The 19,804-nt window shown below is 64.1% G+C and carries 22 protein-coding genes; 10 read left to right on the forward strand and 12 right to left on the reverse strand.

Features of this window, described 5'->3' with window-relative positions:
* Positions 1-38 precede the first annotated feature (38 nt).
* The 5 genes from urtE to urtA all read right to left on the reverse strand — a co-directional run bounded on the left by urtE (position 39) and on the right by urtA (position 5,725).
* Entirely contained in the window at positions 39-734 is a 696-nt protein-coding gene (urtE, locus tag AKN84_RS18835) for an urea ABC transporter ATP-binding subunit UrtE (protein WP_050422163.1), read from the reverse strand.
* A 3-nt stretch (positions 735-737) separates the two neighbouring features.
* Positions 738-1,499 carry an urea ABC transporter ATP-binding protein UrtD gene (urtD, locus tag AKN84_RS18840; protein WP_050405363.1) on the reverse strand — a complete coding sequence of 254 codons (762 nt, stop codon included), beginning with the start codon at positions 1,497-1,499 and terminating at the stop codon, positions 738-740.
* A 4-nt stretch (positions 1,500-1,503) separates the two neighbouring features.
* Entirely contained in the window at positions 1,504-2,673 is a 1,170-nt protein-coding gene (gene urtC, locus AKN84_RS18845; protein ID WP_050422165.1) for an urea ABC transporter permease subunit UrtC, read from the reverse strand.
* Positions 2,670-4,265, reverse strand: a complete 1,596-nt coding sequence (gene urtB / locus AKN84_RS18850; RefSeq protein WP_128970993.1) for an urea ABC transporter permease subunit UrtB — start codon at positions 4,263-4,265, stop codon at positions 2,670-2,672. The genes urtC and urtB overlap by 4 nt, the downstream gene beginning before the upstream one ends.
* A gap of 131 nt (positions 4,266-4,396) precedes the next feature.
* Complete coding sequence (gene urtA, locus AKN84_RS18855; RefSeq protein WP_050422167.1) at positions 4,397-5,725, reverse strand: urea ABC transporter substrate-binding protein; 1,329 nt, start codon at positions 5,723-5,725, stop codon at positions 4,397-4,399.
* A gap of 532 nt (positions 5,726-6,257) precedes the next feature.
* On the opposite strand from urtA, the gene AKN84_RS18860 reads away from it, so the two are divergent.
* From AKN84_RS18860 to AKN84_RS18870, 3 genes are all read left to right on the forward strand, one after another.
* Positions 6,258-7,676 carry a DEAD/DEAH box helicase gene (locus AKN84_RS18860; protein WP_050422168.1) on the forward strand — a complete coding sequence of 473 codons (1,419 nt, stop codon included), beginning with the start codon at positions 6,258-6,260 and terminating at the stop codon, positions 7,674-7,676.
* A 24-nt stretch (positions 7,677-7,700) separates the two neighbouring features.
* Positions 7,701-7,994 carry a translation initiation factor IF-1 gene (infA, locus tag AKN84_RS18865; RefSeq protein WP_016842649.1) on the forward strand — a complete coding sequence of 98 codons (294 nt, stop codon included), beginning with the start codon at positions 7,701-7,703 and terminating at the stop codon, positions 7,992-7,994.
* 269 nt (positions 7,995-8,263) lie between these two features.
* On the forward strand, positions 8,264-8,476 hold the full coding sequence (locus AKN84_RS18870) for a cold-shock protein (protein WP_016842648.1): 213 nt from the start codon (positions 8,264-8,266) through the stop codon (positions 8,474-8,476).
* Between the two features lie 156 nt (positions 8,477-8,632).
* On the opposite strand, the gene AKN84_RS18875 is transcribed toward AKN84_RS18870, so the two are convergent.
* The 5 genes from AKN84_RS18875 to AKN84_RS47425 form a co-directional block, all read right to left on the reverse strand.
* The gene (locus tag AKN84_RS18875; RefSeq protein ID WP_050422169.1) at positions 8,633-9,280 is read right to left on the reverse strand and encodes a TadE/TadG family type IV pilus assembly protein; all 648 of its coding nucleotides are present in this window, start codon (positions 9,278-9,280) and stop codon (positions 8,633-8,635) included.
* Positions 9,271-9,819, reverse strand: a complete 549-nt coding sequence (locus AKN84_RS18880) for a TadE/TadG family type IV pilus assembly protein (protein WP_050422170.1) — start codon at positions 9,817-9,819, stop codon at positions 9,271-9,273. The genes AKN84_RS18875 and AKN84_RS18880 overlap by 10 nt, the downstream gene beginning before the upstream one ends.
* 171 nt (positions 9,820-9,990) lie before the next feature.
* A complete protein-coding gene (locus tag AKN84_RS18885; RefSeq protein ID WP_050422171.1) occupies positions 9,991-10,497 on the reverse strand; it encodes a pilus assembly protein N-terminal domain-containing protein in 507 nt (168 codons plus the stop codon).
* Between the two features lie 81 nt (positions 10,498-10,578).
* Entirely contained in the window at positions 10,579-10,728 is a 150-nt protein-coding gene (locus tag AKN84_RS47420) for a hypothetical protein (RefSeq protein ID WP_157863322.1), read from the reverse strand.
* Positions 10,729-10,737: 9 nt separating this feature from the next.
* Positions 10,738-11,082, reverse strand: a complete 345-nt coding sequence (locus AKN84_RS47425; protein WP_157863323.1) for a hypothetical protein — start codon at positions 11,080-11,082, stop codon at positions 10,738-10,740.
* 70 nt (positions 11,083-11,152) lie between these two features.
* On the opposite strand from AKN84_RS47425, the gene AKN84_RS18890 reads away from it, so the two are divergent.
* The gene (locus AKN84_RS18890; RefSeq protein WP_157863324.1) at positions 11,153-11,875 is read left to right on the forward strand and encodes a phosphatase PAP2 family protein; all 723 of its coding nucleotides are present in this window, start codon (positions 11,153-11,155) and stop codon (positions 11,873-11,875) included.
* Positions 11,876-11,918: 43 nt separating this feature from the next.
* Here the strand turns inward: AKN84_RS18890 and AKN84_RS18895 are convergent, their stop codons facing one another.
* Both AKN84_RS18895 and AKN84_RS18900 read right to left on the reverse strand, forming a co-directional pair.
* A complete protein-coding gene (locus AKN84_RS18895) occupies positions 11,919-13,322 on the reverse strand; it encodes a hypothetical protein (protein WP_050422173.1) in 1,404 nt (467 codons plus the stop codon).
* Positions 13,323-13,387: 65 nt separating this feature from the next.
* The gene (locus tag AKN84_RS18900) at positions 13,388-14,218 is read right to left on the reverse strand and encodes a sterol desaturase family protein (RefSeq protein WP_050422242.1); all 831 of its coding nucleotides are present in this window, start codon (positions 14,216-14,218) and stop codon (positions 13,388-13,390) included.
* 278 nt (positions 14,219-14,496) lie between these two features.
* On the opposite strand from AKN84_RS18900, the gene AKN84_RS18905 reads away from it, so the two are divergent.
* The 6 genes from AKN84_RS18905 (at position 14,497) to AKN84_RS18930 (ending at position 19,792) form a co-directional block, all read left to right on the forward strand.
* Positions 14,497-14,661, forward strand: a complete 165-nt coding sequence (locus tag AKN84_RS18905) for a Flp family type IVb pilin (RefSeq protein ID WP_050422174.1) — start codon at positions 14,497-14,499, stop codon at positions 14,659-14,661.
* A gap of 171 nt (positions 14,662-14,832) precedes the next feature.
* Positions 14,833-15,357, forward strand: coding sequence for an A24 family peptidase (locus tag AKN84_RS18910; protein ID WP_050422175.1), 525 nt, complete (start codon positions 14,833-14,835; stop codon positions 15,355-15,357).
* A 127-nt stretch (positions 15,358-15,484) separates the two neighbouring features.
* Positions 15,485-16,279 (forward strand): Flp pilus assembly protein CpaB, encoded by a 795-nt coding sequence (cpaB, locus tag AKN84_RS18915; RefSeq protein ID WP_050422176.1) that lies wholly within the window; start codon positions 15,485-15,487, stop codon positions 16,277-16,279.
* Positions 16,280-16,281: 2 nt separating this feature from the next.
* Positions 16,282-17,766, forward strand: a complete 1,485-nt coding sequence (locus AKN84_RS18920) for a type II and III secretion system protein family protein (RefSeq protein ID WP_128970982.1) — start codon at positions 16,282-16,284, stop codon at positions 17,764-17,766.
* Positions 17,767-17,774: 8 nt separating this feature from the next.
* Positions 17,775-18,527 carry a CpaD family pilus assembly protein gene (locus tag AKN84_RS18925; RefSeq protein WP_050422178.1) on the forward strand — a complete coding sequence of 251 codons (753 nt, stop codon included), beginning with the start codon at positions 17,775-17,777 and terminating at the stop codon, positions 18,525-18,527.
* Positions 18,524-19,792, forward strand: a complete 1,269-nt coding sequence (locus AKN84_RS18930) for a CpaE/TadZ family protein (RefSeq protein WP_050422179.1) — start codon at positions 18,524-18,526, stop codon at positions 19,790-19,792. The genes AKN84_RS18925 and AKN84_RS18930 overlap by 4 nt, the downstream gene beginning before the upstream one ends.
* The last annotated feature ends 12 nt before the right edge of the window (positions 19,793-19,804 follow it).

Here is a 19,804-nt window from a genome sequence, read left to right on the forward strand (position 1 = left end):
CCTCGCGCACGCCAAGATAAGGCGGCGTCACATCCTGTTCACAGCGCCATCTGGCGGCTGATCTCGGCGGGATCGAGGCTTGCGCGGTCGCAGGCATATTTCACCGCACCTCGATCCATCACGGCAAAACTGTCGCCGAGTTCGCAGGCAAAGTCGAGATATTGTTCGACCAGCACGATCGCGATGTTGCCGAGGTTGCGCAGATAGGAGATGGCGCGGCCGATATCCTTGATGATCGAGGGCTGAATGCCCTCGGTCGGCTCGTCAAGCAGCAGGAGCTTTGGCCGCATCACCAGCGCGCGGCCGATCGCGAGCTGCTGCTGCTGGCCGCCGGACAGGTCGCCGCCGCGGCGGCCGAGCATCGTCTCCAGCACCGGAAACAGCGAGAACACGTCGTTGGGGATGTTGCGATCTTCCCGCTTCAAGGGGCCGAAACCGGTCTTCAAATTCTCTTCCACCGTCAGCAGCGGGAAGATCTCGCGGCCCTGCGGCACGAAGCCGATGCCGCGCCGCGCCCGCTCATAGGGCTTCAGCGCAGTGATGTCCTTGCCGTCGAAATTGATCGCGCCGGAGGCGATCGGATACTGGCCGACCATGGCGCGCAGCAGCGAGGTCTTGCCGACGCCATTGCGACCGAGCACGCAGGTGACCTTGCCGGGCTCGGCGGTCAGCGAGACGCCGCGCAGCGCCTGCGCCGCGCCGTAGTAGAGATTGATATTGTCGATCTTCAGCATCGCCTAGCGCCCCAGATACACTTCGACCACCCGCTCGTTCGACGACACCTGGTCGATCGAACCTTCGGCGAGCACCGTGCCCTCGTGCAGGCAGGTCACCTTGACGCCGAGCTCGCGCACGAAGGTCATGTCGTGCTCGACCACCATGATGGTGTGGTTCTTGTTGATCTCCTTCAGCAGCTCCGCGGTCAGATGCGTCTCGACATCGGTCATGCCGGCAACGGGCTCATCGACCAGCAGCACCTTCGGATCCTGCGCCAGCAGCATGCCGATCTCGAGCCATTGCTTCTGGCCGTGCGACAGGCTGCCGGCAAGCCGGTTGCGCGCATCGGTCAGGCGGATGGTCTCGAGCACCTTGTCGATGCGTTCGGACTCGGCCTTGCTGCCGCGCCAGAACAGCGTGCCGCGCACGGAATGATCGACATTGAGTGCGAGCAGCAGGTTGTCCTGCACGGTCTGGCTCTCGAACACCGTCGGCTTCTGGAACTTGCGGCCGATGCCGAGCTCGGCGATCCGGGTCTCGTCGAGCCGGGTCAGGTCGACGGTGCCGTCGAACAGCACGGTGCCCTCGTCCGGCTTGGTCTTGCCGGTGATGATGTCCATCATCGTGGTCTTGCCGGCGCCGTTCGGGCCGATGATGGCGCGCATCTCGCCGGGCGCCAGCGTCAGCGACAGATTGTTGATGGCGTGGAAGCCGTCGAACGAAACGTGCACGCCGTCGAGATAGAGCATGGCCGAAGTGGCGCGGGTATCCATGACGTTCATCTGCCTACTCCGCCGGGTTCGGTGCGCCGACGCCGTCTTCGCGCGCGGCGCTGTCAGCGTCGGGAGAGCCGTTCCTTGACTTTGTCGTCTCCCACCAGCTGTTGAAGGTGCCGACGATGCCCTTCGGCAGCAGCAGCGTGACCAGGATGAACAGCGCGCCCAGCATGAACAGCCAGTATGGCGCGAGTGGCCCCGAGGTGAAGAACGTCTTGGCGTAGTTGACGACCACGGCGCCGAGCGCGGCCCCGACCAGTGTGCCGCGGCCACCGACCGCGACCCAAATGACTGCCTCGATCGAATTGCCCGGCGCGAACTCGCTTGGATTGATGATACCGACCTGCGGCACATAGAGCGCGCCGGCGACGCCGGCCATGCAGGCCGACAGCGTGAACACGAACAGCTTGTAGGATTCGACACGATAGCCGAGGAAGCGGGTGCGGCTTTCCGCGTCGCGCACCGCGATCAGCACCTTGCCGAGCTTCGAGGTCACGATCGCCCGGCAGATCAGGAAAGCGATGATCAGTGCCAGGCAGCTCAGCAGGAACAGCGCGGCACGCGTTCCTTCGGCCTGCACGTTGAAGCCGAGGATGTCCTTGAAGTCGGTCAGGCCGTTATTGCCGCCGAAGCCGAAATCATTGCGGAAGAACGCCAGCAGCAGCGCATAGGTCATCGCCTGCGTGATGATCGACAGATAGACGCCGGTGACCCGCGAGCGGAAGGCGAGCCAGCCGAAGCAGAAGGCGAGCAGGCCCGGCACCAGCAGCACCATCAGCGCCGCGAAGGCAAATTTGTCGAAGCCGTACCAGTACCAGGGCAGCTTGTCCCAGTTCAGGAACACCATGAAGTCGGGCAGGACCGGATTGCCGTAGACGCCGCGGCTGCCGATCTGCCGCATCAGGTACATGCCCATCGCGTAGCCGCCGAGCGCGAAGAATGCTCCATGGCCAAGCGAAAGAATCCCGCAATAGCCCCAGATCAGGTCGATCGAGAGCGCGAGGATGGCGTAGCAGACATATTTGCCCCACAGCGCCACCAGATAGGTCGGCACCTGGAACATCGAGCCTTGCGGCAGCAGCAAGTTCGACAGCGGGATCAGCACGCCGACCGCGGCGACGATCAGCACGAACGCGGTCGCGGCGCGGTCCAGCGAACGGGTCAGGATGTGCGGCGTCATGCTTCCACCGCCCGGCCCTTGAGCGCGAACAGGCCGCGCGGCCGTTTCTGGATGAACAGGATGATCAAGACCAGGATCGCGATCTTGCCGAGCACCGCACCTGCCACCGGCTCGAGGAACTTGTTGGCGATGCCGAGCGTGAAGGCGCCGACCAGCGTACCCCAGAGATTGCCGACGCCGCCGAACACCACGACCATGAAGCTGTCGATGATGTAGCTCTGGCCGAGATTCGGGCTGACATTGTCGATCTGGGACAATGCCACGCCGGCAATGCCGGCGATCCCCGAGCCGAGCCCGAAGGTCAGCGCGTCGACGCGCGAGGTGGCGATCCCCATCGAAGCCGCCATGCGGCGGTTCTGCGTCACTGCCCTCATCTCGAGGCCGAGCGCGGTGTAGCGCAGCATCGCGAGCAGGATGGCGAACACCGCGAGCGTGAAGCAGAGGATCCAGAGCCGGTTATAGGTGATGGTGATCTGGCCGAGCTCGAAGGCGCCGCTCATCCAGGAGGGGTTGCCGACCTCGCGGTTGGTCGGACCGAATGCGGTGCGCACGGCCTGCTGCAACACCAGCGACAGGCCCCAGGTCGCGAGCAGCGTCTCCAGCGGACGTCCGTACAGGAAGCGGATGATGGTGCGCTCGATCAGCACGCCGATGAAGCCTGCGACCAGGAAGGCGAGCGGCACCGCGATCAGTAGTGAGTAATCGAACAGCGTGGGATAGCGGGTGCGGATCACCTCCTGCACCACGAAAGTGGTGTAGGCCCCGAGCATCACCATCTCGCCATGCGCCATGTTGATGACGCCCATCACGCCGAAGGTGATGGCCAAGCCGATCGCAGCGAGCAGCAGCACCGAGCCGAGCGACAAGCCGTACCAGGCATTCTGCACCATCGACCACATCGCAAGATTGCTCTGGATCGAGGACACCGCGCTCGCGGCCGCCTTGGCAACCAGCGGCGGCTGGTCGCCAAGTCCGGTGAGCAGCGCCAGCGCCTCCTGGTCGCCGCGCGCCTTGACCACGGCGACGGCGTCCAGCTTGTCACTGTCGGACGCATCCGACTTGAACAGGATGATGGCGGCGCGCGCCTCGGCGAAGGCCTGCTTGATCGGCTTGACGCTCTCCTTGGCGAGCGCGCCCTCCACCGTCGGCAGCAGATTCTCTTCGTGGCTCTTGAACACCGATTGCGCCGCGGCGAGCCGCTTGGCCGGATCCGGCGACAGCAGCGTCAGGCCGCCGAGCGCGGCCTCCACGGTGCGGCGCAGCCGGTTGTTGAGCCGAACGGCAGCGGCGTTGTCGGGTACCTTGTCGACTGCTGCTCCCGTCGTGGCGTCGACGATCTTGCCGTCGGTCTGCGTGACGAAGACCTTCTTGCTGTCTGGATCAGCCGACAGCCGGCCGTCCTGCAGCGCGCTGATGATGGGCGACGCCAGCGCATTGCCCGATGCGGCAACCTCGCCGATCGCAGCCTCGGTGTCGGAGAACTCGTCATTGGCGAATTTGGCGACCGAATCCTCGAACGGGCTAGCCAGCGCCGGTACAGCAAGGCAGCTCAGCAGCAGGATCGAGAGACAAAGCGCGCGAAAGCGATCAATACAATTGGCAAACACGTCAGTACCCCGGCAGGAGTGGGAGGAGAAGGCGGCGAGTGGTGCCGCCTTCTCCAATGTTGGAAGGTTGTGTTGTGTCGTTGGTCAGCTCAGGAGCTTAGGAGCCTTTCAGCTGCTTAAGAGCCCTGGCCGCCGCACTTGTTGGTCTTGGTGTTGTAATTGCCGCACTTCTTGCCGACCCAATCGCCGATCAGGTCCTTGGAGCCCTCGAGCTCCTTCGACCAGGCGTCGCCGGCCACCAGGCCCGGGGTCTTCCAGACCACGTCGAACTGGCCGTTGCCCTTGATCTCGCCGATGAACACCGGCTTGGTGATGTGGTGGTTCGGCAGCATCTTCGAGGTGCCGCCGGTCAGGTTCGGCGCTTCGATACCCGGGAGAGCGTCGATCACCTTGTCCGGATCGGTCGACTTCACCTTCTCGACCGCCTTCACCCACATGTTGAAGCCGATGTAGTGCGCTTCCATCGGATCGTTGGTCACGCGCTTCGGGTTCTTGGTGTAGGCCTGCCACTCCTTGATGAACTTCTCGTTCGCCGGGATCTTGATCGACTCGAAGTAGTTCCAGGCGGCGAGATGGCCGAGCAGCGGCTTGGTGTCGATGCCGGCGAGCTCTTCTTCGCCGACCGAGAACGCGACGACCGGGATATCGGTCGCCTTGATGCCCTGGTTGCCGAGCTCCTTGTAGAACGGAACGTTGGCGTCGCCGTTGATGGTCGAGACCACCGCGGTCTTCTTGCCGGCCGAGCCGAACTTCTTGATGTCGGCCACGATCGTCTGCCAGTCGGAATGACCGAACGGCGTGTAGTTGATCATGATGTCGTCCTGGGCGACGCCCTTCGACTTCAGATAGGCTTCCAGGATCTTGTTGGTGGTGCGCGGATAGACGTAGTCGGTTCCGGCCAGCACCCAGCGCTTCACCTTCTCTTCCTTCATCAGATAGTCGACGGCGGGGATCGCCTGCTGGTTCGGCGCAGCGCCCGTGTAGAACACGTTGCGCTCGGACTCCTCGCCCTCATACTGCACCGGATAGAACAGGATGTTGTTCAGCTCCTTGAACACCGGCAGCACGGACTTGCGCGACACCGAGGTCCAGCAGCCGAACACGACCGCAACCTTGTCCTTGGTGATCAGCTCGCGGGCCTTCTCGGCGAACAGCGGCCAGTTCGATGCGGGGTCGACCACGACGGGCTCGAGCTTCTTGCCAAGCACGCCGCCCTTCTTGTTCTGCTCGTCGATCAGGAAAAGGATGGTGTCCTTCAGGGTGGTTTCGCTGATCGCCATGGTGCCAGACAGCGAGTGAAGGATACCAACCTTGATGGTGTCGTCGGCCGCTTGCGCGGGCGCGAAGGGCGAGGACGCCGCCAGGCCCAAAACCAGGCCGGCCGTCGCCGCGAGCGCGCGGCGGCGAGTCATCGTCGCTATTCCGTGAGTAAGTTGAGTAAGCATGAAATGTCGTCTCCCTGACGCAGGCGTGAACGCTTGCGAAACGGCCGCATGGCCGCCTGCGGTTAAGGGAATCGCAAGAACTGTGCCACGGTGCGTGGGCACCGTAAGCCGATGAACCAACTGGATAATTTCACGAGTTCCGGGCAAATACGGAGAACGACTGCTCAAACATTGAGCCAATGATTTGGCTGCCGAAAGAGCAATCAGGTTGTTTTTTAGGCAAAATCGCCTTTCTGGCTAAATTTCCGGCACTGATTTGTGACAGTTTGCGCGATGGTTCGGCGCATTCGGCGCACCAATCCCAGCGATATCATCTTGAAACCGCCCAGTTCCTGGTCCATATGGTCGCCATGCCCGCGACATCGCGGTGCCTTCGCGAGCTGCGTGTTCCTATGCCGTCCCAAGCGGCTTCTGGCTCGCCTTTCAGCTAACCCAGCTTGACGCCCCAGACACGCGGGTGTCCCGAACGCCACATGCGATTCCGGCCGATATTGGCCGGGACGACGGTGGCTTTTATGGAAAGAACCACCTTTTGACCTCCTTTCAGGATTTCGGCCTCGCCGATCCCATCGCCCGCGCGCTTCGAGAAGAAAACTATCTCACGCCGACACCCATCCAGGCCCAGACCATCCCGCTCGCACTTGCCGGCCGCGACGTCGTCGGCATCGCCCAGACCGGAACCGGCAAGACCGCGTCCTTCGCGCTTCCGATCCTGCACCGGCTGCTCGAGAACCGCGTCCGCCCGCAGCCCAAGAGCTGCCGCGTGCTGGTGCTCTCGCCGACCCGAGAACTGTCCGGGCAGATCCTCGACAGCTTCAACACCTATGGCCGCCACATCCGGCTGTCGTCGACGCTCGCCATCGGCGGCGTGCCGATGGGCCGCCAGGTCCGCTCCCTGATGCAGGGCGTCGAGGTGCTGGTCGCCACCCCCGGCCGCCTGCTCGATCTCGTGCAGAGCAACGGCCTGAAGCTCAACCAGGTCGAATTCCTGGTGCTCGACGAAGCCGACCGCATGCTCGACATGGGCTTCATCAACGACATCCGGAAAATCGTCGCCAAGCTGCCGATCCGGCGACAGACGCTGTTCTTCTCGGCCACCATGCCCAAGGACATCGCCGAGCTCGCCGAGGCGATGCTGCGCGATCCCGCCCGCGTGGCGGTGACGCCGGTGGCCTCGACGGTCGATCGCATCGCCCAGCGCGCGATCCAGGTCGATTTCGCGGCCAAACCGACTATTCTCGCCCAGCTCCTGAAGCAGGAACCGGTCAATCGCGCCCTGGTCTTCACCCGGACCAAACACGGCGCCGACAAGGTCGTGAAAAGCCTTGCCAAGGCCGGCATCGAGGCCAATGCGATCCACGGCAACAAGTCGCAGAACCACCGCGAGCGCACGCTGGCGGCGTTCCGGTCCGGCGAGATCCGCACGCTGGTGGCGACCGATATCGCGGCCCGCGGCATCGACGTCGACGGCGTCAGCCACGTCGTGAATTTCGACCTGCCCAACGTGCCGGAAACCTATGTCCACCGCATCGGCCGCACCGCGCGCGCCGGTGCCGACGGGGTCGCGATCTCGCTGATCGCGGGCGCCGAGGAGATGGGCTATTTGCGCGATATCGAGCGGCTGATCCGGATTACCGTGCCGCGGGAAGACCGCCGCACACAGGGTAACCGCGAGGCCGCAGCGCCTGCGCAGGCCACCCACCCGCATCGGGGCGGCCGCTCTGCGCCCCGCGCGCATAATGTCCGTGGGAATGAGGCCGCTCCTGGCACAAAAGGCCCTCGCCGCCGCCGCCGTCGGGGTGGTAATAATGGCGCGCCGCAGACGAGCCGGGGCGAGTCGCCGCGTCCGTCGCAGGCCGGCAACAGCGAAGGCATCCAGGGCGTCGCCTTCTTGCATCGCGAGAGCCGGCCGAATCCGCAACACAACCGCAACAACCGACCGAAGCACTAGCCGTCGCTCGATCTGGAGAACCATATGGCTAAGGAAGAGCTGATCCAGTTCGAAGGACTGGTGACCGAAATCCTCCCCGACGCTCGTTACCGGGTCCAACTCGACGCGGGACACGAGATCGTCGCCTACACCGCCGGCAAGATGAAGAAAAACCGCATCAAGACGCTGGCCGGCGACCGCGTCACGATCGAAATGTCGCCCTACGACCTCGAAAAGGGCCGCCTGATTTTCCGGCACAAGGACGAGCGTCCGAGCGGCGCGCCCGGCGGCCCGCCGCGGGGCGGCGCGCAGCGCGGCGGCCAGTTCCGCCGCCGATAACAGGCGGATTGCAACCGTTGCGCGCATGACGTCCTGGAGTCCTGCGCAACAATTGGCCGGCGGCTGCGCCGGCCAAAAAAAGCGCGCACGTCAGGATTGTTTTGAAGCCTTCTATCGAATAATATCCTACCCATCGATTTTCGGCCGGACGACATTAGCCAATACCGGTACAGCCGGTTCAGACGCTGACGACCCTTCCAAAAATTCGATCTCACCACCCCGCCGATCAGCGGGTCTTGAACTTGTATATCTGAGAAGGGACTACCCACGTGAGCATGGGAACCGTGAAGTGGTTTAACGCGACCAAGGGCTACGGCTTCATCCAGCCGGATGAAGGCGGGAACGACGTGTTCGTGCACATCAGTGCAGTCGAGCGCGCCGGCCTTGGCACTCTGCGTGAAGGCCAGAAGATCTCCTACGAGATCGTTGCTGACCGCCGTTCCGGCAAATCCTCGGCCGACAATCTGCGCGCCGCTGGATAAGCCGATTTCCCGGGAGCGCGAAGCTCCAGGAAATTGTCGTTAAAGCATCAAGGGCCGCACCTTCGGGTGCGGCCCTTTTTGTCTGCATCGCTGTTTTGTCGCCGTGATCCGGAGCGCTGTGACAAACGCGAAGCGTCTGCGCGAGAACATGCGCGCTCAGTATGTCGAGCAGGTCGTCGGCATGGTGGCGGCGGTCGGGGCATAGTACACGCAGATCGACTGCCGCGGCCGCGTGAAAGCAACGTCGCTGAGAGTGATGCCAGCCTTGGCCATCACGTATCCGACCGCCGGAACGTATTTGTAGCTCACCTCGCTGAAGATCAGATAGGTGCCCGCAACCAGCAGCGCCGGCGGAACGACGCTTGTCACGATGTCACCCTGACTGCGGCTCGAGGCCGTCACCGTGGCCTGCGTGGCGCCCGAGGCGATCGTCCCGGCCTTGCTCCACTGGATGTGCGCGATGTTCGAATTGTCGACGTAGATTTCCGAGAGCGTGACCTTGGTCGGCGACGCATCGTAGGGCGTCATGATGCCGACGCTGGCGCTGAAGAAGTTCTGCAGGTCGGCATCCACCACCTGCGTCGCCTGCGAGGTCAGGTCTGACGCGGCGCGCGCCATCAGCGTGACCTTGCGGTCGACCGCAACGCCGGATGAAAACTCGACGGTGCCAAAGAACATCACCAGCATCAGCGGCATGATGAAGGCGAACTCGACGGCGGCGAGGCCCCGGCGGTCACGCGCGAGAGCAGCAACGGAGCGCAGCAATGCCGCGGGCAGGGCTTTCACGACCTTGTTCATGAGCATGTGGCCCCGGCGGTTCCGGACGGCTCGTTCTTGAACGTCGCTGTCGCGATCAGGAGCCGCTTGCCATTGGGGAGGTTCGAGGCGTTGAAGCCGAGCTGGGTGACGAACAGCTGCCATTGATAGAACAGACGGACCACCACGACGTCGCCGTCCTTGCCGGGACACCATTTCACCTGGGTTGGATCGGTGATCGGCGTGATGTTGACGCTGCTGAAGCCGGTCGCGGATGGATAGCTGCGGACGTCGACGTAGACGCCGTTCATGCAGTCGAACAGCGTCGTGATCCGGCCACAGACATAGGCCTTGAACTGCGCCTGGGTATAGCTCAAGCCCTGAGCCTGGCCGGTCATGATGAAGCGAGACGAATCCTGCGTCACCGTCTCGAGCACCTGGCTGGCGAAGAAGATCATCGCCACTTCGATGATTGCAAACAGCAATCCGAAGAACAGCGGCGCGACCATCGCGAATTCCACCACGGTGACACCGCGGCGGTCTCGGCGAAAGCGACGGACGAGGCGGGCGAAAGTGGTCAGCGGCATCAACGACCCCGGATCAACATGGCGGCAACAACTACCCAAGAGTCATTGTCGAAGTATTTCGCCGGATCGAGACAGAGCGACCCGATCCGTTAGATCTTCATTAACCATCCCGGGTGAACGGCCTGCGATCGGCCAAAACTCCGGCGTGTGAGGCGCCGGAGCGGACACGCGTCAGTTCTGCGGCTTCGCGGCTCCGCCCGAGCCGGTGGCCTGATTGTTGAGCGTACCGGCCTGCTCCATGGTCGCCCTGAAATAGGTGTCGCCATCGCCGAGGGTGATGCGGCGCTGACAGACCGGCATGCAGCTGTAGGTCTCGCGATCGATGCCGCGGTAGACGGTGACGAGCTGGTCGGTCGGACCTTCGACTTGGATCTGGCGATCCACCAGCACCTGTCCGGTGCGGTCGAGTGCGATGAAATTGGTCGCGCCATAGCCCTTGCCGGTCACGACGACGACCCCGCCATTCTGCAGGGTGACGTCGGCGATCAGGGGATTGCCGACCACGATCGTGGCGATGCCGCCAGGCAGCTTGACGAGCTTGGCCTGATCGACATTGACCGCAATCCGATCCGGATCCGGCGCAGCCGTTGCGAGCGCGGGCCCCAGCAGCAGGGCTGCGGCCAGCGAGATGAATCCAATGCGCGCGACGGCGCGAATGCGTTGGGACTGAAACGACATACTCTACCCCGGGACGTTCACAAGCCGGCAAAGGCGATACGCAGCGGACCGGCGCCCGACGCAGGCAAATCTGACGGCAATTCATTTAAGAAGAGCAAAAATCGACCGCCGAATTGCGCGGATGTCACGACTTCCCGAGCCGGCAAGCCCGATGTCCGCGACATCGCCCGGAAATGCCCGGTCGTCGACGCTGTCGTCCTGCCACTGCGGCGGCGCGTGATCGAATCGCACCTTCCGGGGTTATCCCAATGTTAAAGAGTCTCCACGCAGTTTCTGCGCCAGCCACAACCACTGGGCGCACCACGTGTCGTCGATATCACGAATCGAAAAGCGCGCCGCCGGATCCGGCGCTCGCGGCCTGATTGTCGACTCTGCGCGGATTCGTGACGCCGCGGCGCGCTGGTTGATGTTCAGCGACTTCGGCGACGCCGCGCAGCGCCACATGGCGATCGCGTGGTCATGCATCGTCGCATGCACCCTTGCCGACGTGGTCTGGTTGCCAAATTCCGGGCTTTCGTTCGCATCGTCGAACTGGACCACGATCCTGCAAGGCATGGCATATTGCTCGATCGCGGCCGCATTCATCGCCATTGCCTCCAATCGGCTAGGCGCCGACGAGCGACGTCCGGCCGTCCTGTTGCGGCGGGGCCTGTTCATGACCGAGCTGTTCTGGCGCGCGCTGCTGCCGATCAGCGCGCTCCTGACCGCGGGCAGCACGCTCAGCTACCTGATCGCAGCATCGAAGCTGCCGCTCAGAGACGACGTCCTGGCTGGCGTCGATCATCTGCTGGGGTTCGACTGGCCAACCTTCCTGGCCGCGACAAACGCGCATTCGTTCGTCGCGACGCTGCTGACGACGGCCTACCAAAGCACCGGCCTGCTGTCGCAACTGGTCCTGGGGTGGCTGATCCTGCAACGGCGTGGCGACAGGCTCGCGGAGTTCATCGCTGTCCTCAGCTTGAGCGCGGTCGCGCTGTGCATCGGCATGTGGCTGATCCTCGCCGCGGGCGCGTTCGCTTATTTCCACCCTGCCCCGCACAGCTATGAGCACTTTGCGGCGCTCGGCGACATGTGGACGTTCGGGCGGACCTTCGCGATGTTGCGCGACGGATCGCTGTCGGTCGTCGACACGGCAAGCGTCGACGGCATCGTCAGCTTTCCCTCGTTTCACACCATGCTCGGCGTCATGACGATCTATGCCGCGCGCGACACGCGCTGGCTCGTCGTTCCCGTGTTCGTCGTGAACGCAACGATGATCGTCGCGACGATGCCGGTGGGAGGTCATCACCTCGCCGACGTCCTGGCCGGCGGCGGCCTGACCATTGCCGCCATCCTCATCGCTCGTCGCTCTGCCAGGCCGTCCGTCAGCAGGACTTAAGCTCCCACTTCGCAGCCACCCACGTCGTACGACCGCAACGGCTTCAGCTGACGGCGCGGACGTGAACGACCACGCGATCGTCGGCATAGAGGCGCTGCCATCCTCCGATATGATCCAGCAATCTGGAAGCCGGCGTGTCGGGAGCGAGCATCACGGCATCGATATCATTGGTCTCGAGCAGGCTGAGGAAACCGTTGACGTCCTTGAGCTGAAGCGCGCGGGCCAAGCCCATCCCGAACGTCTCACCGTAGAGCTCGGCGCGCCCGTCGATGAACACCGGCACCTGACGCCAGATCAGATATCCGCCGAACTGCAGATCGTTGAGCACCCGCTTGACGTGGCGCGCCTTCATCGCGTCAACCGCGGCAGCCGGCGAATAGATCGGCGGCGGCAATACGACCTGACGCGCCGCAGCGACTGAGGTCCACGCGCAAAGTCCGGCGAGGAGGATTGTGGCTGGAACGGCCCTCGGGCGGACGGTACAGGAGGCACGCAGGCGGAACTGGGTTGCGACCGGCGTGAGCACAGCGAGCGGCAGCAGCAGCGCGAACAGCTCGAGATTTCTGATGTGGGACAGGGCCATGTGCAGCAAGCCCAACACCAGGAGGATTCGCGGCAGCGGCAACCTCGCCCCGTAAAAGAGCGCAGCGCCGAGCAGGCCGAGGATGGACAGCGCGAACGGGTCGATCTCGCTGAACGTCGCCGGCCTCCATTCCTGGATGAGATGCAGCAACTCACCGAGGCCGAGAATCTTCAGCGAGGCAAGGATCGAGCCCCATCCATAGGGGGTCGCGCAGCACGCTACCAGCGCGCCGATGCCGAACGCTGCCCAGCGCACTGCCAGCGCCCACCTTTGAGCCGGCAGGGCATTCCACAACGCATCGAGCGCAAATGCACCGACCAGCACCAGGCCGAACAGAAAGCCGCCATGCAGGTTGGCCCACAGCGCGATCAGCGGCAGCAGCCAGAACGAAGGCGCCTCGCGGCGTTCGCTGGCGGTCATCAGGCCGTTCGCCCAGACCAGCATGATGGGCATCACCAGCACATGCGGGCGGGCCAGCAGATGCCCGCAGGTCAGGACCAGCGCCGCAAGGGCGATCAGGCTCGCGTAGATCGCCGGCAGCGCGCGGCTGAGGATCGCGGTCAGCAGCGCGAAGCTGGCGGCAGCACAGGCCGCGGCCAGCGCCGCCGGCCCGGTCCACCCGGCGAGGTCATAGGCCTTCGCGAACAGAACCTGCGCCAGCCAGGACGACGACACCCACGGCGCACCGGCCTTGGTGAATGAATAGATGTCGACCGACGGCAGCGTGCGATGGTCGATGATCCAGCGGCCGACGGCAATCTGCCAGTAGGTATCGGAATCGGCGAGCAGCCGGTCGCCGACGAACAGCAGCAGCGCATAAACGCCGCACGCCATCCAGAACCAGGCCGGGACCTCGGCGAACACGGAGCTTTCGCCCGCGAGAAGGTCGCCGTCTCAACACTCATGATGGCACCCGGCGGCCACCGGCGTCACTGCCGGAACGGATAGGCCAGCTGTCCGCCGATCTCGGTCGGCACGCCCTGCTCGGCATCGACGCCGTAATCTTCCGGAAGCTTGCCTTCGGGCATGCGGAACGTCCCGAACAGAATATCCCAGAGCGGGAACGTGCCTGCGAAATTGGTGTCGCCGCCATCCTCGAGCCCGGTGTGATGCCAGCGGTGAAACACCGGCGTCGCGATCACATATTTGAACGGGCCGAGCGTCCAGTTCAGGTTGGCGTGCACGAATGCCGAGTGGAATGTGGTGAACGGCCCGACCCACAGCATGATGTTCGGCGAGATGCCGGCCATCAGCAGGATCACGTCGACGGTGATCGTGCCGATCAGAAGATTGACCGGATGGAAGCGGGCCGCCGAGATCCATTCGAGATCCTCGGAGGAATGATGGATGGCGTGGTACTTCCAGAAGTCGCCGCGGTGGAACATCCGGTGCAGCCAGTACAGCATGAAATCGGAGCCGACGAGGAAGATAATGGACTGCAGCCAGAGCGGAAGCTGCGCCAGCGGGCCGTGCCCGTTCTCGTAAAACGCAATCAGATCGTCGGCGCCGTGAACGTTGAACACCACGGCCGCGCCAACCACCAGGAGCCCGATGCGCAGCACGCGGGCGAACACCGGCACGAAGAACCAGTAGCAGATGTCGGTGACCAGCTCACGCTTCTGCCACCACGGCTTGCCGGGATTGCAGGCCCAGAAATGGGTGAGCACCGTGAAGAACAGCGCCAGCGCGATGGTGATCGGCACCACCTTCATCATCGTCTGGCCGATCATCTCGATGACTTCAAAGGGAAGGCTGGGCATGACGGCCTCATTCGACGGAAGCCCCATGGGTACAGATGTGCACTTAAGGAGCCGTGAACAGGTGCGCGCAGCGGTCCTCAGCAACAATCCGCAATTTGAGCGGACCGCTTAATCCCAAATTTACTGTGCGCAACAAGTGCGGGTTCCCACTGTGTTTGTGCGATCAAATTAACTGCACCGAAATTGTCGAACCGTAGGGTGCCGCAATGGTCACGGTGCTGAGAACGCCGGCGAGACCAAACCTAGTTCGACCAGCCACGTGTACACAGGAGTTACTTATGAAGAACCTCGTTTCGCGCTTCGTGAAGGACGAGTCGGGCGCGACCGCCATCGAATACGGCCTGATCGCCACCGGTATCGCCATCGCGATTATCGCTGCAGTCAACGGCGTCGGCACCAAGCTCTCGGGCACCTTCAGCACGATCGCCGGTTCGCTGAAGTAAGCCGGTTCCGACGAACTCGCATCAAAGGTCCCGGCATCCCCGGGACCTTTGCTATTTGTCGGGGGCTGCCCGGCGGCCTCCGTCGCCGCGCCGGCGATCCTTTCCCGATTGTTCACCATTGGCCGCTAGCGTCGGGTCTCGACCGCAGCTCCAGCTTGACGGCATGAATCCATGATCCTCGACATCGCGCGCTTGATGCTGTTTCCGGCCCTGATGGCCTTCGCGGCGGCGAGCGATCTGTTGACCATGACGATCCCGAACCGGATCTCGCTGGCGCTGGTGGCCGGCTTCTTCGTCCTGGCGCCGCTGACCGGGATGGGCGTCCAAGACATCCTCAGCCATGCCGGCGCCGGCGCGCTGGTGCTGGTGGTGGCATTCGGCATGTTCGCGATGGGGTGGGTCGGCGGCGGAGACGCCAAGGTCGCGGCTGCGGCCAGCCTGTGGTTCGGATTCGAGCATCTGCTCCCCTATCTGGTCTTTGCCTCGCTGTTCGGCGGCGCACTGACCGTGCTGCTGCTGCAGCTCCGGCAATGGCCGCTGCCCTACCCGCTCGCGTCCCAGGCCTGGCTCAGCCGCCTGCACGACAAGCAGACCGGCATTCCCTACGGCATCGCACTCGCCCTCGGCGCCCTGCTGATCTATCCGGAGACGGACTGGATCAAGACGATTGATCTCGCGCACTTCGCCTTGCGCTGAGAAAGCAGCGGTAACCGCCCGTTAAGGCGATTTAGATACGCCTCATTAACCATGCTTTGACGAATAGCTGGTCAACTCCCATCACGGCGGCGGCAGCGTCGCGGCGTCATGTGGAAAGTGAAGCGTAATGGATAAGGCCCGCATTCTGGTCCTGGCAATTGCAGGCTGCGCCGGCCTAGCGGCGCTCTATTTGGCGAGCGGAAGCGACGACAAGCCGGCGCCGCCTCCGCCGGTCGCGCAGCTGCCAACCGTCGACATCCTGGTCGCGAAAGCCGACATCGGCCTCGGCCAGGCCGTGAAGCCCGAAGATTTGCAGTGGCAGACCTGGCCGGCGGCCACCGCCAGCGCCAGCTTCATGCGCAGGGACAGCCACGCCGAAGCGATCAAGGACGTCACCGGTTCGATCGCGCGCGCTCCGTTCATTCAGGGCGAACCGATTCGCGAGCAGAAGCTCGTCAAGGCCGACGGAAGCGGCTTCATGGCCGCGATCCTGCCGACCGGCATGCGGGCAGTATCGACCGAAATCTCGCCCGAGACCGGCGCCGGCGGCTTCATCCTGCCGAATGACCGGGTCGACGTCCTGCTGTCGAAGCGCGACAAAAACCCGGACCGCAACGGCGCCGACCTCATCAATTCCGAGGTGATCCTGACCAATATCCGCGTGCTTGCGATCGACCAGGCGCCGAAGGAGAAGGACGGCACCAACGCACTGATCGGCAAGACAGTGACGCTGGAGCTGAAACCCGAACAGACCGAAACGCTGGCGCGCGCGCGCCAGAGCGGCGTCCTGTCGCTGGCGCTGCGCAGCATCGCCGACAACAACGCGCCCGAAACCAAGACCGACGACAACCACCCGAGGCGCGGTGAGACGATCAACGTCATCCGCTTCGGCGTTGCCAACCAGGCAACGATGCAGAAGTGACCATGAGGACACACGTGATGATGGGCGGGGCAACTCAACGGACAATGCGGGCCTTCATGGTCCGCGCATTGTCGTTCTCGGCCGTCGCGGCGCTCTCGCTCAACCCGGCGCTGACGCCGGCGGTGGCGAGCGATTATCGCGCCGCGCCTGCCCCGGCTGCATCCGCCGACGGCAGCCAGATGAATGCCCGTTTCCTCTCGCTCGGCGTCGGCAAATCGATCGTGATCGACCTGCCCAGGGACATCAAGGACGTTCTGGTGGCCGATCCCAAGATCGCCAACGCCGTGGTCCGCTCGGCGCAGCGCGCCTACATCATCGGCGCGACGGTGGGCCAGACCAACATCGTGTTCTTCGACGCCGCCGGACAGCAGATCGCGGCCTATGACATCGCCGTCAAGCGCGACCTCAACGGCGTCCGTCAGGCGCTGCGCGCGGCGCTGCCGAATTCCGATATCCAGATCGAGGGCGTCGGCGACGGCGTGATGCTGACCGGGAGCGCCGCGAGCCCGATCGATGCGCAGCAGGCCGGCGATATCGCCACCCGGCTGGTCGGCGGTCCCGATAAGGTCGTGAACTCGATCGCGGTTCGCGGCCGCGACCAGGTGATGCTGAAAGTCACGGTTGCCGAAGTCTCGCGCAGCCTGATCAAGCAGCTCGGCATCGACCTGACCGCGAACCTCAACTACGGCACGACCGTGGTGAAATTCGCCAACACCAACCCGTTCACCGCGAACAGCGGACCGCTGGTGTCCGGCAACAATCTCACCACAGCGTTCGGATCGTCGGTGACGGCGACGCTCCGCGCCATGGAAAGCGCCGGCGTGGTACGGACGCTCGCCGAACCGAACCTGACCGCGATATCAGGCGAATCGGCGACCTTCATCTCGGGCGGCGAATTTCCAATTCCGACCGGCGTGACCTGTCAGACCTCGTCGACCGGCACGATCGGGAATTGCGTTCAGACCGTCAGCTTCAAGAAATTCGGCATTTCGCTCAACTTCACGCCGGTGGTGCTGACCGAAGGACGGATCAGCCTGCGCGTGATGACCGAAGTGTCGGAAGTCTCGACCGAGAACGCACTGACAGGCGGCGCGGGCGGGACGACGATCCCCTCGATCAAGACCCGCCGCGCCGAGACCACGCTGGAGATTCCCTCGGGCGGCTCGATGGCCATGGCCGGCCTGATCCAGGACCAGACCAAGCAGGCGATCAACGGCCTCCCCGGGCTGGCATCGCTGCCGGTGCTCGGCACGCTGTTCCGCAGCCGCGACTTCGTCAACAACCAGACCGAACTGATGGTCCTGGTGACGCCCTACGTCGTTCGCGCGGTGGCGCAGAAGGACCTGTCGCGTCCGGATGACGGCTTCGCCAACGCATCCGATCCGCAGGCCGACCTGCTGGGCAGCCTCAATCGCATCTACGGCGTGCCCGGCCGCACCGAGCCGGCGCGGAATTACCGCGGCACCTACGGCTTCATTACCGACTGAGGCGGACGATGACACAGACCAAACCCAGACCATCCGCCGATCACAAGCGTGCCGTCAGTCTCGCCGGAGCGCTCGTCGGCCTTGCCATGACGCTCGGCGCCTGTCAGCACGCTGCCGACAACAGTTTCGCGATGGTGGATTCACCGGCCGACTATCGCCTGCGTCACCCGATCGCCGTCACCGAGGCCGACCGCTCGATCGTGGTCTTCGTCGGCCGCAGCCGCGGCGGCCTGACCGCGGAGCAGCGCGCCGAGGTGATGGGAATGGCGCAGGACTGGATGCGCGAAGGCACCGGCGCCGTCACCATCGACGTTCCCGTCGATACGCCGAATGCCCGGCCCGCGCAGGAATCGCTGCGCGAGATTCAGGCGACCTTTGCCGCGGCAGGCGTGCCGACGCGCGGGATTCTCGTTCGCAAATATCATCCCGAGAATCCGCGCCTGATGCCTGCGATCCGCGTGAATTATCCCAAGATGAAAGCGGAGGCCGGGCCGTGCGGCCTCTGGCCGGAGGATCTCGGCCCGTCGATGCACAACGGGTCCTACATCCAGAACAAGCAATACTACAATTTCGGCTGCGCCAATCAGCGCAACCTTGCCGCCATGGTCGAAGACCCGACTGACCTCGTGCAGCCGCGCGCGGAAACCCCTGCCTACACGTCGCGCCGCAACATCGCCTTCGACAAGTATCGCAAGGGCACCACCACTGCCACGACCTATCCCGAGGCCGACAGGGCCAAGCTAAGCGACACAGGAAAATGATCACCTACGCGCAGCAAAACTCCGAAGAGCAGACGGACGCCCCGCCGCAGGCCGTGGACGACCATATTGCTCCGGCGCCACGGGTTTCGGTTCAAGCGTTCTGCGAAACGGTCGAGACCGCCGCCGCCGTGCAGTCGGCTGGCGAGGATCGCCGGCTGGCCAAGGCTCACCTCAAGATCCAGATGGGCGGCATGGCGGCCGCCATCGAGGCCTATCGCTCGGCGCCGACGCCCAACGTCATCATCCTCGAGACCGAGAGCCGCAGCGACATTCTGGCCGGCCTCGACCAGCTCGCCACGGTGTGCGACGCCGGCACAAGGGTGGTCGTGATCGGCCGGGTCAATGACGTCACGCTGTACCGCGAGCTAGTGCGCCGCGGCGTCAGCGACTACGTGATCGCGCCGGCGCATGCGATCGACGTGGTGCGCGCGGTCTGTAACCTGTTCTCGGCGCCGGAAGCCAAGGCGGTCGGCCGCGTCGTCGCCATCGTCGGCGCCAAGGGCGGCGTCGGCGCCTCGACGATCGCGCACAATGTCGCCTGGGCGATCGCCCGCGACCTGGCGCTCGATTCCGTAGTCGCCGATCTCGACCTTGCGTTCGGCACCGCCGGGCTCAACTACAACCAGGATCCGGCGCAGGGCATCGCGGATGCCGTGTTCTCGCCGGACCGTGTCGATACCGCCTTCGTCGACCGCCTGCTGTCGAAATGCACCGACCATCTCAGCCTGCTGGCGGCGCCGGCTACGCTCGACAAGGTCTACGATTTCGGCGCCGAAGCGTTCGATGCGATCTTCGATACGCTGCGCACCACGATGCCCTGCATCGTGCTCGACGTGCCGCATCAATGGTCCGGCTGGACCAAGCGCGCGCTGATCGCAGCCGACGACATCCTGATCGTGGCGGCGCCTGACCTCGCCAATCTGCGCAACGCCAAGAACATGTTCGACCTCTTGAAGGCATCACGGCCGAACGACCGCGCGCCGTTGTATTGCCTGAACCAGGTCGGCGTGCCGAAGCGTCCGGAGATCGCGGCCGGCGAATTCGCCAAGGCGATCGAAAGCCAGCCGATCGCCGCCATCCCGTTCGATCCGCAGATCTTCGGTTCGGCCGCCAACAACGGCCAGATGATCGCGGAAATCTCCGCCAATCACCGCGCAGTCGAGATGTTTCTGCAGATGGCGCAGCGGCTGACAGGCCGCGGCGAAACCAAGAAGCCGAGGGGGTCCTTCCTGTCGCCCCTGCTCGAAAAGCTGCGGTCCAAATAGTGGTCCGCGTGG

The sequence above is a fragment of the Bradyrhizobium tropiciagri genome (genome assembly GCF_001189845.1).
GTDB lineage: Bacteria > Pseudomonadota > Alphaproteobacteria > Rhizobiales > Xanthobacteraceae > Bradyrhizobium > Bradyrhizobium tropiciagri.

What these genes read in the sequence shown, in the direction of transcription:
- AKN84_RS18920 (WP_128970982.1), top strand. Translation starts at nt 16,282, where the DNA reads ATGAGGACACACGTGATGATGGGCGGGGCAACTCAACGGACAATGCGG.
- AKN84_RS18930 (WP_050422179.1), top strand. Translation starts at nt 18,524, where the DNA reads ATGATCACCTACGCGCAGCAAAACTCCGAAGAGCAGACGGACGCCCCG.
- AKN84_RS18905 (WP_050422174.1), top strand. Translation starts at nt 14,497, where the DNA reads ATGAAGAACCTCGTTTCGCGCTTCGTGAAGGACGAGTCGGGCGCGACC.
- AKN84_RS18890 (WP_157863324.1), top strand. Translation starts at nt 11,153, where the DNA reads ATGACCGAGCTGTTCTGGCGCGCGCTGCTGCCGATCAGCGCGCTCCTG.
- AKN84_RS18925 (WP_050422178.1), top strand. Translation starts at nt 17,775, where the DNA reads ATGACACAGACCAAACCCAGACCATCCGCCGATCACAAGCGTGCCGTC.
- cpaB (WP_050422176.1), top strand. Translation starts at nt 15,485, where the DNA reads ATGGATAAGGCCCGCATTCTGGTCCTGGCAATTGCAGGCTGCGCCGGC.
- urtD (WP_050405363.1), bottom strand. Translation starts at nt 1,499, where the DNA reads ATGAACGTCATGGATACCCGCGCCACTTCGGCCATGCTCTATCTCGAC.
- infA (WP_016842649.1), top strand. Translation starts at nt 7,701, where the DNA reads ATGGCTAAGGAAGAGCTGATCCAGTTCGAAGGACTGGTGACCGAAATC.
- urtC (WP_050422165.1), bottom strand. Translation starts at nt 2,673, where the DNA reads ATGACGCCGCACATCCTGACCCGTTCGCTGGACCGCGCCGCGACCGCG.
- AKN84_RS47425 (WP_157863323.1), bottom strand. Translation starts at nt 11,082, where the DNA reads ATGAATGCGGCCGCGATCGAGCAATATGCCATGCCTTGCAGGATCGTG.
- AKN84_RS18875 (WP_050422169.1), bottom strand. Translation starts at nt 9,280, where the DNA reads ATGCTCATGAACAAGGTCGTGAAAGCCCTGCCCGCGGCATTGCTGCGC.
- AKN84_RS18900 (WP_050422242.1), bottom strand. Translation starts at nt 14,218, where the DNA reads ATGCCCAGCCTTCCCTTTGAAGTCATCGAGATGATCGGCCAGACGATG.
- AKN84_RS18910 (WP_050422175.1), top strand. Translation starts at nt 14,833, where the DNA reads ATGATCCTCGACATCGCGCGCTTGATGCTGTTTCCGGCCCTGATGGCC.
- AKN84_RS18885 (WP_050422171.1), bottom strand. Translation starts at nt 10,497, where the DNA reads ATGTCGTTTCAGTCCCAACGCATTCGCGCCGTCGCGCGCATTGGATTC.
- urtA (WP_050422167.1), bottom strand. Translation starts at nt 5,725, where the DNA reads ATGCTTACTCAACTTACTCACGGAATAGCGACGATGACTCGCCGCCGC.
- AKN84_RS18880 (WP_050422170.1), bottom strand. Translation starts at nt 9,819, where the DNA reads ATGCCGCTGACCACTTTCGCCCGCCTCGTCCGTCGCTTTCGCCGAGAC.
- urtE (WP_050422163.1), bottom strand. Translation starts at nt 734, where the DNA reads ATGCTGAAGATCGACAATATCAATCTCTACTACGGCGCGGCGCAGGCG.